This is a genomic window from Brachybacterium timonense (assembly GCF_900258505.1).
GTDB lineage: Bacteria > Actinomycetota > Actinomycetes > Actinomycetales > Dermabacteraceae > Brachybacterium > Brachybacterium timonense.
Map to the genome: position 1 here is coordinate 809,677 of NZ_LT984895.1, position 13,034 is coordinate 822,710.

12 protein-coding genes are annotated in these 13,034 nt (G+C 67.4%); 6 read left to right on the plus strand and 6 right to left on the minus strand.

Translation table 11 applies throughout. The features are described 5' to 3' along the window. The first annotated feature begins 125 nt into the window (after positions 1 to 125). Positions 126 to 794 carry a PH domain-containing protein gene (locus C8271_RS03460; RefSeq protein ID WP_106506130.1) on the plus strand — a complete coding sequence of 223 codons (669 nt, stop codon included), beginning with the start codon at positions 126 to 128 and terminating at the stop codon, positions 792 to 794. Between the two features lie 140 nt (positions 795 to 934). On the opposite strand, the gene C8271_RS03465 is transcribed toward C8271_RS03460, so the two are convergent. From C8271_RS03465 to C8271_RS03480, 4 genes are all read right to left on the minus strand, one after another. Further along, a complete protein-coding gene (locus tag C8271_RS03465; RefSeq protein ID WP_106506131.1) occupies positions 935 to 2,653 on the minus strand; it encodes an ABC transporter family substrate-binding protein in 1,719 nt (572 codons plus the stop codon). Positions 2,654 to 2,685: 32 nt separating this feature from the next. Then, positions 2,686 to 4,806 carry an ABC transporter ATP-binding protein gene (locus C8271_RS03470; protein ID WP_106507851.1) on the minus strand — a complete coding sequence of 707 codons (2,121 nt, stop codon included), beginning with the start codon at positions 4,804 to 4,806 and terminating at the stop codon, positions 2,686 to 2,688. An 85-nt stretch (positions 4,807 to 4,891) separates the two neighbouring features. Continuing rightward, positions 4,892 to 5,896, minus strand: coding sequence for an ABC transporter permease (locus C8271_RS03475; RefSeq protein ID WP_106506132.1), 1,005 nt, complete (start codon positions 5,894 to 5,896; stop codon positions 4,892 to 4,894). 4 nt (positions 5,897 to 5,900) lie between these two features. After that, positions 5,901 to 6,890 carry an ABC transporter permease gene (locus C8271_RS03480; RefSeq protein WP_106506133.1) on the minus strand — a complete coding sequence of 330 codons (990 nt, stop codon included), beginning with the start codon at positions 6,888 to 6,890 and terminating at the stop codon, positions 5,901 to 5,903. Between the two features lie 278 nt (positions 6,891 to 7,168). On the opposite strand from C8271_RS03480, the gene C8271_RS03485 reads away from it, so the two are divergent. Beyond that, positions 7,169 to 8,395 (plus strand): ThiF family adenylyltransferase, encoded by a 1,227-nt coding sequence (locus C8271_RS03485; RefSeq protein ID WP_245920838.1) that lies wholly within the window; start codon positions 7,169 to 7,171, stop codon positions 8,393 to 8,395. Between the two features lie 18 nt (positions 8,396 to 8,413). On the opposite strand, the gene C8271_RS03490 is transcribed toward C8271_RS03485, so the two are convergent. Both C8271_RS03490 and moaA read right to left on the minus strand, forming a co-directional pair. Continuing rightward, positions 8,414 to 8,737, minus strand: coding sequence for a MoaD/ThiS family protein (locus C8271_RS03490; protein WP_245920840.1), 324 nt, complete (start codon positions 8,735 to 8,737; stop codon positions 8,414 to 8,416). A gap of 126 nt (positions 8,738 to 8,863) precedes the next feature. Next, the gene (gene moaA / locus C8271_RS03495; RefSeq protein ID WP_170957921.1) at positions 8,864 to 9,937 is read right to left on the minus strand and encodes a GTP 3',8-cyclase MoaA; all 1,074 of its coding nucleotides are present in this window, start codon (positions 9,935 to 9,937) and stop codon (positions 8,864 to 8,866) included. Positions 9,938 to 10,019: 82 nt separating this feature from the next. Here moaA and C8271_RS03500 point away from each other — a divergent pair, with 82 nt between their 5' ends. From C8271_RS03500 to C8271_RS03515, 4 genes are all read left to right on the plus strand, one after another. Beyond that, a complete protein-coding gene (locus tag C8271_RS03500) occupies positions 10,020 to 11,240 on the plus strand; it encodes a molybdopterin molybdotransferase MoeA (RefSeq protein WP_106507853.1) in 1,221 nt (406 codons plus the stop codon). Positions 11,241 to 11,416: 176 nt separating this feature from the next. Beyond that, a complete protein-coding gene (gene moaC / locus C8271_RS03505; RefSeq protein ID WP_170957789.1) occupies positions 11,417 to 11,941 on the plus strand; it encodes a cyclic pyranopterin monophosphate synthase MoaC in 525 nt (174 codons plus the stop codon). After that, the gene (locus tag C8271_RS03510; protein ID WP_170957790.1) at positions 11,938 to 12,486 is read left to right on the plus strand and encodes a MogA/MoaB family molybdenum cofactor biosynthesis protein; all 549 of its coding nucleotides are present in this window, start codon (positions 11,938 to 11,940) and stop codon (positions 12,484 to 12,486) included. The genes moaC and C8271_RS03510 overlap by 4 nt, the downstream gene beginning before the upstream one ends. Further along, a complete protein-coding gene (locus C8271_RS03515) occupies positions 12,483 to 13,025 on the plus strand; it encodes a molybdenum cofactor biosynthesis protein MoaE (protein ID WP_342751933.1) in 543 nt (180 codons plus the stop codon). Before C8271_RS03510 ends, C8271_RS03515 begins: the two co-directional genes overlap by 4 nt. Positions 13,026 to 13,034: the final 9 nt, after the last annotated feature.

Sequence of the window (13,034 nt, forward strand, 5' to 3'; positions counted from 1 at the left end):
ACTGAGCACCGACGGGGCGCCCCAGGGTCGGCACGGGCCGATGAAGCGCGCAGGCTGGTGGAACGCGTGGGGCCTGGCGCGCGCCGAAGACGGACGCACGTGAGGCCGTCCCGTAGCGTGTGCGCATGACGTCTCCGCGCCGCCCGCATGTCGCCGATCCCGGCGGCACGATCCACCTGCGCCCTCACGGGGCGACCATTCTCTGCATCATCGTCTGGGCACTGGTCGGGCTGATCGTGGGGGATTCCCTGCTGCGTGCTGGGGCCGCCTCGCTGCCCGCCCTGCCATTCGCCCTGCTCATCTGTGCGCTGGTGTGGGCGGTGCTGTGGGCGCCGCGTGTCGTGCTGCGCGATGAGGCCGTGGAGGTGCGCAACGTTCTTGTCACCTACCTGCTGCCATTCACGGCGATCCACGACGTGCGGATCGGCGCGATGCTGCGCTTCGATGTGGCCCGACCGGACGGCAGCGAGCGCACGATCACGGCCTGGAACGCCCCGACTCTGGGGAAAGTAAAGGGACCATCCGCGCGGGAGATGCGCGAGGCGCGCACCGTCGGGCATCGCCTGGCGAGTGCGAGCGAGCGCCTGCTGCAGGATCAGGCGGCCTGCCGTTCGTCGGTAATCCGCGCACGGTGGTCACGAGCACAGGAACGGGCCCAGGACCGGGCACAGCCAGCATCCGCGGCGGGCCCGGAGCATTCTGGTAGCGCGGTGGCGACGCAGCGCCCGAACGGCATCGTCATTGCCACGCTCGGCGTGCTCATTGTGCTCGTTGCCTGGCAGCTTGTGCGCTGAGGTCCCTGCCGCAGCTCGCAGGAAAGCTGCCGCGTCGCAATACAGCTACCCTCCCCACATGCGGGAGGCCCGACCGCCGCAGCGATCGGGCCTCCTCAGCGTAGAGACTCGTCGGAAGCCTCAGCGTGAAGCGTCGAGAATCAGGCCTCGATGCCCACCTGCGTCCAGTCGGTCGACTCGAACATCTTGGCGCCGTGGTTCACCACGCCCTTCTTCACGCCCACGATGTTCGGTGTGGCGTAGAACGGGATGCACACGAAGGACGCCGCGATCTTCTTCGAGATCTCATTGGCGATCTTCTTGCGCTCGTCGGGATCGAAGTTCGACGTCAGGTCCTTCAGCAGCGGCTCGATGGACTCATCCGCGAAGTTCGTGAAGTTCTGCTGCGACTCCTTCGGGTAGAACAGGTTCGCGGAGGAGGTCTCCGGGAACTGCGAACCCACCCACGAGAAGGTCACGGCGTCGAACTGCTTGGGCGTGATGTAGTCGTCGAAGTACGCGTCCGAGGGGACAGTCTTCATCTCGACGTTCAGGCCCAGCGCATTGAGGTTCGTTTGCACCTGGCGGGCGCGATCAGAGTTGGACTTCGCATCCGCGGGAACGATGACGGCCATGTCGAAGGTCTTGCCGTCCTTCTTGCGCTTGTCGCCCTCCAGCTTCCACCCGGCCTCATCCAGCAGCTTCCCGGCCGCCTCAGGGTCGAACTCGAGGCCGTCGAAGGAATCCTCGTAGCCTTCCTGACCAGGCATGTAGTAGAAGTTGTCCTGGAGGACGACCGGAGCCTCGAGAGGATCCACCACGGCGCGGCCAATCGCCTTGCGGTCGATGCCTCGAGCGAAGGCCTCACGCACCTTGACGTCGTCCAGGTTGCCGTTGGCGCCCTGCGTGTTGATCGTCAGGTGGGACCAGGTCAGGCCGTTGGTCTTCTGGATCTCGGCGTCCTTACGGGTCTTCGCCTGGCTCAGCACGTCGCCATTGGCGATGTCCAGCACGTCGATCTCACCGTTGGCGAAGGACTGCGGCTGAGTGGTCTGGTCAACCACAGAGAAGATGACCTTCTCGAGCTTGGGCTTGCGGCCCCACCAGTTCTCGTTGTGCTTGAGGGTGACCACGCCACCGGTCGTGTCGATGTTCTCCACCGTGAAGGGGCCCTTGGACGGGGTGGGAGTTGCCACGTGGTCCTCGTTCCACGCCTTCGGGGTGGCCGAGACCGTCTTGGGCACATCCGGGTGCAGGCAGGTGATCCAGTCGATGAACTTCTCGGCGTAGTGGATCTCTGCGGTGTATTCGTCGTCGGTCTGCTTGATCTCCTTGATGGATTCCCAGCCGACAGTGGTGACAGTGATGAACTCCCCGTTGGAGCCGTTATTGGCCTTCCACTGGGAGATCAGATCCTCGATCACGATCGGGGAGCCGTCATCCCACTTCGCGTCCTTGTTGTACTTCACGGTGACGATCTGCGGATCCTCGGAGGTCAGCTCCGCGGACTCGATGTAGTCCGGGTTCAGCGTCTTCTCACCGGTCTCGGAGGCGATGATCTCGGCGCTGGTGCCCATCGGGCCGCGGATCGAGGTGAGGTCAGCGAGGTTGCCGTCCGCGTGGTTCGAGTTCCAGTTGTTCGGCAGCTGGGAGACGGCCATCTTCAGGGTGCCGCCCTCAGGGACCTGGTCGTAGTCGAGACGCTTAAAGGCGGTCGGAGGCAGCTCGGCCTGTTCCTTCGCCTTCTCCTCGTTCTCCTTATCCGCGGCCTTCTGCTGCTCCTCGGCAGACTTCTGGCCTCCGCAGGCGGCAAGCGCGGCAGCACTGCCGACGATGCCGGTGCCTGCAAGGAACAGGCGACGGGTGCTGGTGATCTTCATGGGAGATACCTCTTCCTGGGTGGGGTGGTCCGTCATGCGCTGGTGACGGACGATTCGGTGGAGGCGTCGACGGTGTCGAGCCTCCGGATCGAGTCGACGTGGTGGCAGGCCACCGTGGATCGACCATGGGGGGCAGGGGCAGGATCCACGCCGCGGCACTGCTCCTGCTTCTCCTCCGGCAGAAGGGGCAGCAGGGGGCAACGCGAGGCGAAATTGCAGCCGGGGATCTCCTCCGCCGGGCTGGGCAGATCACCGCTGAGGATGATCCGTTTGCGGGTGCGCTCGACCGTCGGGTCCGGCACCGGGACCGCGCTCATGAGTGAACGGGTGTATGGGTGGCGAGGATTCTCGTAGACCTCCGCCACCGGACCCGTCTCAACGATGCGGCCCAGATACATGACCGCGATCGTGTCGGCTATCTCGCGGACGATCGCCAGGTCGTGGGCGACGAACAGGTAGCTGAGCCCCAGCTTGTCGCGCAGGTCCTCCAGCAGGTTCATCACGCCGGCCTGGACTGACACATCCAGCGCTGACACCGGTTCGTCAAGCACGAGCAGCTTCGGCTCGGTGATCAACGCGCGGGCGATGCCGATGCGCTGACGCTGGCCACCGGAGAACTCGTGCGGGTACCGGTCGGCCATTTCAGGCTCGAGACCCACCAGTTCCAGCATCTCCGTGACACGGCGGTATCGCTCATCGGCCTTGACCTTATGGACGGTGAGCGGCTCACCGATGATGTCGCCGACCGGCAAACGCGGGTCGACGGCAGCCATCGGATCCTGGAACACGATCTGCACGTCGGAACGCAGCGTAAGCCGCTCAGCGTTGCTCAGCTGGCTGACGTCCTTGCCTGCAACCCGCAGCGTGCCCGCTTGCGGGGCGATCAGCTCCATGATTTCCAGGCTCGTGGTGGATTTCCCGGAACCGGACTCGCCCACCAGGCCCAGGGTCTCGCCCGGCCGGATCTCGAAGTCGACACCATCGACGGCCTTCACCGTGCCCACTTGGCGGCGGAACACCGCCCCCTTGAACAGCGGGAAATGCTTGACCAGTCCCTGAGCCTGGACAACCGGCTCCAGCTGGGAACGGTCGGTGATCGCGCGCTCCTCATACACAGGACGCGGGAAGATGTCCGCCGGCTTCAGCTGGCCGCTGGCGATCTCCTCAGCGCGGTGGCAGGCAACCTTACGGTCATCGCCCAGGTCCGCCACGAGCTCCGGCTCCTGGGCGCGGCAGATGTCGATCGCTGCGGGGCAGCGCGCCGCGAACGGGCACCCCTGCGGCAGACGCGCGAGGTTCGGCGGCCGCCCCTCGAGCGGCACCAGGCGCTCTTTGCCCGCGGTGAGCATGTTCGGCACCGAGCGCAGCAGGCCCATCGTGTACGGCATGCGGGGGGCACGGAAAACCTCATCCACCGGGCCGTTCTCCACGAGCTTCCCGGCGTACATGACGGCCACACGGTCCACGTTGCCGGCCACCACACCCAAGTCATGGGTGATGAGCACAACGGCGGCGTCCGTGACCTCCTTGGCCTTCTGCAGCACCTCGAGGATCTGCGCCTGGATCGTCACGTCCAGCGCCGTGGTCGGCTCGTCGGCGATGATCAGCGCCGGGTCATTCGCCATGGCGATGGCGATCATCGCTCGCTGCCGCATGCCACCGGAGAACTCGTGCGGGAAGGCCCGTACGCGCCGCTCCGCTCCTGGGATACCGACGATCTTCAGCAGTTCGACGGCGCGCTTGTGAGCGCTCGCAGCGCTGATGCCGCGGTTATGGAGGGTGAGAGCCTCCTCGATCTGCTGGCCGATGGTGTACACCGGCGTGAGAGCGGACAGCGGATCCTGGAAGATCATCGCCATCTCGCGGCCGCGTAGCTTCGAGAGCTGCCGGTCGTTCAAGGTCAGCAGATCCTGGCCGCGGAAGCGCAGCGAGCCGGTGATCTTCGCGGAGCTGGGCAGCAGTCCCATCACCGCGAGGGAAGAGACGGACTTGCCGGAACCGGATTCGCCTACGATCCCCAGGAACTCGCCGGGAGCAACCTGATAGTTCACGCCACGCACGGCCTGCACGGCATTGCCGCCGCGGCCGGGGAACGTGACGGTGAGGTCCCGGACCTCAAGGAGGGGTTCGGCGCCGGTCGGCGCTGAGGACACGTCGTCGGCCCCCTGCGTGGGGGACGGCTCGAGAGACGACCCGTGGGACGGCTCGTGGGATGGCTTGGGGAAGCTCTGATTCACCTCAGGCACGGTTCACCTCACTGGTGGGGTCGATGGCGTCGCGCAGACCGTCGCCGATCAGAGCGACCGCGGTCAGGAGGCTCACCAGGAACGCTGCGGGGATCACGAACAGCCAGGGACGTGAGACCGCCGCACCGGTGCCGTCCTGCAACAGGGTGCCGAGCGAGACGTCGGGCGGCTGGATGCCCAGACCGAAGTAGGACAGCGAGGTTTCCGCGAGGATCGCGCCGGCCACACCGAGCGTGGCGTCGATGATCAGCAGGGATGCGACGTTGGGAATGATGTGACGGCGCAGGATGGTGAACGTGCCCACGCCCATGTAGCGCGCTGCCTTCACGTACTCCCGTTCCTTCAGGGACTTCGTCTGGTTCTTCACGATCTGCGCCATGATCATCCAGCCGAAGAAGCCGATGGCGACCACGAGGATGAGCCAGCTCTTCGAGCTCAGCAGTGGCGAGACGATCATCAGCACGTAGAACACCGGCAGCACCAGCAGCAGGTTGATCAGCCAGTTGGTGGCTGTCTCCAGAATGCCTCCGCGGTAGCCGGCCAGGGAGCCGAGTGTTGCGGCGATAAGCGTGGACAGCGGTGCGGCGAGGAAGCCGATCAGCAGGGATTTGCGCAATGCCTCCGTCATGGAGGCGTACAGGTCCACGCCGATCGCATCGGTGCCGAAGTAGTGCTGCGCGCTGGGCGGCGAGTTGAAGCTGTACGGGTCCTGCTCGCCCACGGAGTAGATGTTCACGAAGTCGCCGAGCACGGCGAACAGCACGATGGCCAGGAGGATCACGCTGCCGATCCAGAAGTTCGGCTTGCGGCGCAGGCGCTGCCAGATCAGCTGTCCACGGGAGACCGGCTTGTATGCGCGGCCGTCCGTCGTGCCTGTGCTGCGGCGGCCCGTGGCGGGCGCGGCCTCGGCGTTCTCAGCGGCGTCCTCGGTGGCGGCGCGGTCGGGCGCGACCTCGTCGGACTGCTCCAGCGGCCCTAGCGGATTCACGGAGGTCATGACGTCACACCCTCACTCTCGGGTCGAGCGCGGCGTACAGCACTTCGGACAGCGTCGAGCTGATCAGCAACAGGATCGCCGTGAAGCACACGGTGCCGGCCAGCGCATTCACATCCGACTGCTGCACGGCGACGATGCCGTACTTGCCCATGCCCTCCCAGGAGAAGACGATCTCGAGGAAGGCCGAGCCGGACACCAGCGTGCCGAAGGAGTACGCGAAGTACGTCGACATCGGGATCAGCGCGACGCGCACACCGTGCTTGATCAGCGCCCGGTTGCGGGTGGCGCCCTTGGCGCGCGCCGTGCGAATGAAGTCCGAGCCCAGCACGTCGAGCATCACCGCACGCTGGTAGCGGGAGTAGGACGCGGCGCCGAACAGGGTCAGCGCGATCGTGGGCAGCAGGAGATGGACGAACAGATCCCAGACCGTGGGGAAGAATCCCGTGATACCGGGCGTGTAGGCCCCGGTGAAGCGGATCACCTGGTGGTCCACGACGCGGTTGAAGTTCGTGGCGAGGATCTGTAGCAGCACACCGCCAACGAAGGTCGGTGTGGAGATCAGGATGAACGAGGCGTACGAAATGATCTGGTCGGACGCCTTGTACTGGCGCACCGCGCCCCACACGCCAAGCGCCACGCCCAGCACCGCGGCGAGGATGGCGCCCACGAGCAGCAGGCGCAGGCTCACGCCGGCGCGGTTGTACATCTCGATGATCACGGGGGAGCCCGAGAGGTCCAGGCCGAGCTTGTTCGGCAGCGGCTCCGTGAAGATGCGCTCGATCCACCACCAGGTGCGCAGCAGCACCGGGTCCTTGTCGTTCACGCCGTATGTGGACAGCAGCTCGTCCACCGACGCTTCCGGTAGCGGCGGGTTCAGGCCCAGGTACCGCTTACGGGGGTAGAAGAACGAACTCGCGGCGATATACACGAACACAGTCGCGATCACCGTGAGGATCGCGTAGTTCACGAATCGGCGCAGGATGTACTTCGTCATCGCCCCACCCCCGTAAGGATGGTCGCGACGCGCGCGGTGCGGCTATGACCCGGGCGGCGCTGGGCCGACGGGTCGCGATGCCGCGCCAACGCTGACGCATGCAGAGACAAGGGCACGGTACTTCCTTTATTCGTCGGTGCTCTCCGCCGCATCACGGCTGGCGAGCAGGTTTCTGCACTGTAGGTCACACCTCAGGGCGTCTTCGCCTGTGGGGTGCCCTCATGGCCGAATCGTTATCCGTTGAGGAACGGGCCGGGCCGGATGGGAGACTACCGGATGTGACCCCCTTCACCGATGCGTTCAGCGACATTTCCTCCGCTCTGCGCGATGAGGAACCGGCGATCCGACGTGCCCGGGTACGGGCGGATGCCGACCGAGAAGGATCTGAGAATCCTGCATCATCGCAGGTCGAGCGCTATACGCGACAGGTGCGCCTGCCGGAGTTTGGCGCGGCGGGACAGCGTGCGCTGGCCTCGGCGCGGGTGGCCGTGATCGGTGCAGGCGGACTCGGCGCGCCGATCCTGACCTACTTGGCGGCTGCGGGCGTGGGCCACCTCGCCGTCCACGATCCGGACACTGTGGATGTCACGAATCTTCATCGCCAGGTGATCCACGACTCATCCGCGGTGGGAACCCCCAAGGCGATCAGCGCCGCGCAACGCCTGCACGCACTGAACCCCGAGATCGAGATTGAGCCCGTGGTCGATGCGCTGACGACCGCGAATGTGCTAGATCGCCTGCGGGGATATGACCTCGTGATCGACGGCACCGATAACTTCCCCACCCGGTACCTGGCCTCGGACGCCTGCGAAATGCTGAATGTGCCGCTCGTGTGGGGCTCGATCCTGGGCTTCACCGGTCAGGTAGGTGTGTTCTGGGCCGACGGCGGCCGCGGCGTCACCTACCGCGATGTGCACCCGACGCCCCCGCGTCCCGGTGAGGTGCCCAGCTGCGCAGAAGCGGGCGTGCTCGGCATGCTGTGCGGCGTGATCGGCTCCACCATGGCGATGGAGGCGGTGAAGGTCCTCGCCGGCATCGGTGACGTGCTCTACGGACGACTCGCGCTCTACGACGCGCTGCGGATGCGCTGGGACATGATCCCGCTGCGGCGCATCCCGGACCGCGCCCCCGTGACGGAGCTTGAGGATCTACGGATCACCTGCGGTCTGCCCGGTCCCACCGGGCCAGCGCTCGCAGAGGTCACCGCCTGTGAACTGCCTGAGCTGCAGGCTGCGGGGCGCCGCGTGATCGATATCCGTGAGCAGCAGGAGGTGGCCGACGGGGGACTGCTCGACGGCGCCGAGCATGTGCCCATGGGGCAGCTGCTGCGCCTGAGTGACCCCGAGGCGCTGCGTGCCCTGGAGGGGGCTGTTCTCTACTGTGCGGCGGGCTCACGGTCAGCGGCGACCCAGCGGGCACTTGCGGAGCGGGGCGTGTCCGTGCTGTCCCTCGCCGGAGGCGCGGCGGCGCTGGTCGAGGCTGGAATGCCCCTGAGTCGGGAATGAGCAGAGCGTCCGCCGTGCTCAGCCACCGGCGAAGGGCGGCAGCACGTCGAGCTGATCCCCATCCACGAGCACGTGGTTGCGGTCCGTGCTCGCCACGCCGTTCAGGAGCAGGGAGCAGCGGCCGATCACCGCTGCGGCGCGCTCACCCCCGTCGGCACTGAGCTGGTCGAGGGCTTCACCGAGGGTTCGGGCCCGCACGCGGACGGCGTCGGCGCCGTATTCAGCAGCAGCTGCTGCGAACAGGCGCACGTGCACCTCGGGAGCATCCGCGGCGGATTCCGGGGTGATGTCAGCGGCGGTCGCTGCGGCGCGGCCTGCGGGGGTGTGGTCAGCGGTGGGCACGGTGCCTCCTGTGACGGTGAAGGGTCGATACGGGCGAAGGCCGATGTGGTCGTTGTGGCACGGTGCGGCGGTGCAGTGTCGTGCGGTGCGTCGATGGTGTGCCGCCAATGCCGTATGTGGGGAGGATCAGCCGCCGATGGCGCTCATCGGCCGCTCCGGTTGTACGAAATCTGGTCGGTCCATGCCATGACCTGCCTTCTTGCCCCACTGAGCGGCGCGCCAGATGGTCGCGATCTCCTCGTCGCTCGCGCCGGAGCGCAGCGCATGGCGCAGGTCGGTCTCCTCACGGGAGAACAGACATGTGCGCACGCGGCCTTCCGCGGTGAGGCGAGTGCGCCGGCAGTCGGCGCAGAAGGGGCGGGTCACGGACGCGATGATGCCCACGCGTCCCCGATGCGCACCGGTTGAACGGTCACGCACCTCGTACAGCTCCGCGGGGGCTCCGCCCCGTGGCTCATCGGCGGGCTCGAGGACGAAGCGCCCCTCGAGGATCTGATGGACGTCGGCCGCAGTGATCATGGAGCTGCGCTCCCAGATATGGTCGGCATCCAGCGGCATCTGCTCGATGACCCGCAGCTGCAACTCGCGATCCAGGCACCAGTCCAGCAGGTCAGGCAGCTCATGGTCGTTGACCCCGGGCAGCAGTACGGCGTTCACCTTGATCGGATCCAGGCCCGCCGCCCGGGCTCCGTCGATGCCCTTCAGCACACGGTGCAGAAGCGGCCGACGGGTCAGGCGTTCAAAGGTCTCCGAGACCACCGAGTCCAGCGACACGTTGATGCGGTCAAGCCCCGCGTCCTTGAGCGCCGCAGCGCGGGTATCCAGGCCGATCGCATTCGTGGTCAGTGAGATATCGGGGCGCGGCGTGAGCGCAGCGACACCGGCGATGATCCGGTCCAGGTCGGGGCGGGTGAGCGGCTCGCCGCCGGTGAAACGCACCTGCTCGATGCCCAGACGCTCCACCCCGATCCGAACCAGGCGCACCACCTCGTCTGCCGAAAGCATCTGATCACGGGGCAGGAACGTCAGCCCCGAGGCGGGCATGCAGTAGGTGCAACGCAGATTACAGAAATCCGTCAGCGAGAGTCGCAGGTCGCTCGCCGCACGACCGAACGTGTCCACGAGAGCCGGGGTGTCAGGCCGGGTGGACGTATCGGGCAGCTGCGGGGCGGCGGGGTCGGTCACGCGCGGTTTCGGCATGCCGAGCGAAACGCGCTTGCCGGGCACGGTGGCCTCCTTCCGTCTGCGGACGTTCATCCGAATCATCCACGATACTGGGGACATGGCACGGATTCCCTGCGATGAGCATCGTGATGACGTGACCGCCCTGCTGGCCGGCCGGTTCCGTGAGCAGCTGCGCGACCTTGACCACACGCTGCGTGGCCGCGTGCTCGCCCAGGATGCGCGGGCGCGGATCAACGTGCCTGCCTGGTCGAACGCGCAGATGGACGGCTTCGCGGTGCGCACCGCTGACCTGTCCGCCACCGGCCGAACCCGCCTGCCCGTCGGCGATCCGATTCCTGCTGGCGCTGCCCCGGGCGAGCTCCCGGGCGGCAGCGCCCGCCCGATCATGACCGGCGCACCGCTGCCGCACGGGGCCGACGCCGTGGTGCCGATCGAGGAGACCGCCGAACGCAGCTTCGACCTCGCCGCGGTGACAGTCGAACCTACCGACGCGTCGCCCGGACGATTCGTCCGCGCCACCGGCTCGGACACGAGTGCCGGGGACGTGATCGCCCGGCTGGGCGATGTGCTCACCCCGGCGCGCATCGGCCACATGATCTCGTGCGGCATCGCCCAGGTAGCGGTGCGGGAACGGCCGCGTGTGCTGGTCATCTCCACGGGAAGCGAAATCACGGCTCCCGGGCAGCCCCTGCCTGACGGCGGCGTGTACGACGCGAATGGTCCCGCTGTGGCGGGCGCGCTCGAGGACGCAGGCGCTGATGTGGTCGACGTGTTGCGCGTGGGCGATGCCCCGGGTGCTCTGAGTGCCGCGATCCGCGCCGCGCTGCGCACAGCCACACAGAGGCGCGAACCGATCGACCTTGTGGTCAGCTCCGGTGGCGTCAGCGCTGGGGCGTATGAGCCGGTACGCCAGGCTGCCGCGCAGGATGGCGTTCAGCTCGTCTTCCCGAAGGTCGCCATCCAGCCGGGCGGTCCGCAGGGCATCGGCACGATCGACGGCGTGGCATGGGTGGCGCTGCCTGGCAATCCCGTCTCCGCGCTGCTGAGCGTGGAGCTGTTCCTGCGGCCCGCGCTCGGCGCCGCCCCTCGACTCACGGTGCGTGCACCGCTGCGGCTCGAGGCCGACGAGCCATCGCCGGGCCACCTGGAGCAGTATCGCCGCGCCTGGCTGCTGCCCAGCGGGGAGGCACGCCTGGCAGGCGGACCCAGCTCGCATCTGCTCGGCGCCCTCGCCCAGGCCAACGCCCTCGTGCGTATCCCGGTCGGGGTCGAGCGTCTGTGCGACGGTGACACTGTGGACGTGATCCTGCTGCAGTGAACTGCTGTATCGCGCTGCTGTACTGAGCTGTTGCACTGTTGTACTGATCTGCTGCACTGCGGCGAGACACAGCTGTGCTTTGGCGAGCGATCGAGGACACTGCACCGATGCTGCCGATGGCATCCACAGTAGGCTGGGGCGCCGATATCCCCTCGTAGATCGGCAGCATGTCGACCATGACTGAAGCACCCCACACCCCTGCCGGATCAGGCGACCTCTCCCATGTGCGTGCCGACGGCTCCGCACACATGGTGGACGTCACGGCCAAGCAGATCACCGCACGCGAGGCCACAGCCCGTGCCGTGCTGCGCACGCGCAGAGACGTCGTCGGCCGTATCGCCGACGGATCCCTGCCCAAGGGCGAGGCGCTCGGCACCGCCCGCATCGCCGGGATCATGGCGGCCAAACGCACCCCCGACCTCATCCCGCTGTGCCATCCGTTGCCGCTCAGTGGCGTGGAGATCGACCTGCATCCGCGCGAGGACAGTGTGGAGATCCTCGCTCGTGTGCGCACGAAGGGCGTCACGGGCGTGGAGATGGAGGCGCTGACCGCTGCGAGCGTCGCCGCCCTGACCGTGTACGACATGATCAAAGCCGTCGACCATCTGGCCACCATCGACCAGGTGCAGGTGCTCGCGAAATCCGGCGGTGCGAGTGGAGACTGGACGCGCGCCGACGAGGAAGGAGAACAGACCCGATGAAGCAGATGCCCGCCCGACGCACCGACGCGGACTGCACCGCCCGGGACGCCGACGCTCCTGCGCCGACGCTGCGCGGAACCGCCCGCGTGATCATCGCCTCCACCCGCGCGAGCGACGGCACCTACGAAGACCGCACCGGGCCGCTGCTCGTGCAGTGGCTCGACGGTCGCGGCCTCGACGAGGTGACCAAGGTGCTCGTGCCGGACGGCCCCGATGTGGGTGCGGCCATCGGCGCGGCGGTGAATGATGGCGTCGACATCGTGATCACCTCTGGCGGCACCGGCATCAGCCCCACCGACGTCACCCCCGAGCAGACCGCCCCCTACATCGATCGGGAGATGCCCGGCGTGCTCGAGGCGGTACGCCGCATCGGTTCGGAGAAGTCGGCCGCTGCCGTGCTCAGCCGCGGCCTGGCCGGGATGGCGCGCCGCAGCTTCGTGGTGAATCTGCCCGGCTCCCGCGGCGGCGTGAAGGACGGCATCACCGTGCTCGACCCGATCCTGGACCATCTGCTTGAACAGCGCGACGGCGGAGGCCATGAGTGACCGGCACGAACGCACCCCGTCCGCATGATCCGCACGCGGCACCGGATCCGACGCCGTTCGGCGTCGATCCGGCGACGTTGCGTGTGCCCGGCGACCCGGCCATGGGCGAGGTCCACGAGCGTGTACGGCACGCCGATGTGACCGAAGAACCGGTGAGCACCGTTCAGATGGCCGAGGCCGTGACCGACGCCCGCTGCGGCGCCGTGGTCACGTTCGACGGGCGTGTGCGCGACCACGATGACGGTCGTGACGTTATCGGCCTCGAGTACTCCGCCCACCCTGATGCGCCCGCTATCGCCGTGCGGGTGGCGCATGCGATCGCCGAACGGTACCCGGACGTGCTCGTGGCCGTGACGCACCGGTATGGGGCGCTTGCAATCGGTGAGACGGCACTCGCCTGCGCGATCGCCGCGCCGCACCGCAAGCTTGCGCTCGCGGCGTGCGATGACCTGGTGGACACGATCAAGCGTGAGCTACCGATCTGGAAGCACCAGCGCTTCGCCGACGGCACGGACGAATGGGTGGGTGCGCTGGGCTGAGGCGCGCCC

What these genes read in the sequence shown, in the direction of transcription:
- C8271_RS03460 (WP_106506130.1), top strand. Translation starts at nt 126, where the DNA reads ATGACGTCTCCGCGCCGCCCGCATGTCGCCGATCCCGGCGGCACGATC.
- C8271_RS03465 (WP_106506131.1), bottom strand. Translation starts at nt 2,653, where the DNA reads ATGAAGATCACCAGCACCCGTCGCCTGTTCCTTGCAGGCACCGGCATC.
- C8271_RS03475 (WP_106506132.1), bottom strand. Translation starts at nt 5,896, where the DNA reads ATGACCTCCGTGAATCCGCTAGGGCCGCTGGAGCAGTCCGACGAGGTC.
- C8271_RS03480 (WP_106506133.1), bottom strand. Translation starts at nt 6,890, where the DNA reads ATGACGAAGTACATCCTGCGCCGATTCGTGAACTACGCGATCCTCACG.
- moaA (WP_170957921.1), bottom strand. Translation starts at nt 9,937, where the DNA reads ATGCCGAAACCGCGCGTGACCGACCCCGCCGCCCCGCAGCTGCCCGAT.
- C8271_RS03500 (WP_106507853.1), top strand. Translation starts at nt 10,020, where the DNA reads ATGGCACGGATTCCCTGCGATGAGCATCGTGATGACGTGACCGCCCTG.
- moaC (WP_170957789.1), top strand. Translation starts at nt 11,417, where the DNA reads ATGACTGAAGCACCCCACACCCCTGCCGGATCAGGCGACCTCTCCCAT.
- C8271_RS03510 (WP_170957790.1), top strand. Translation starts at nt 11,938, where the DNA reads ATGAAGCAGATGCCCGCCCGACGCACCGACGCGGACTGCACCGCCCGG.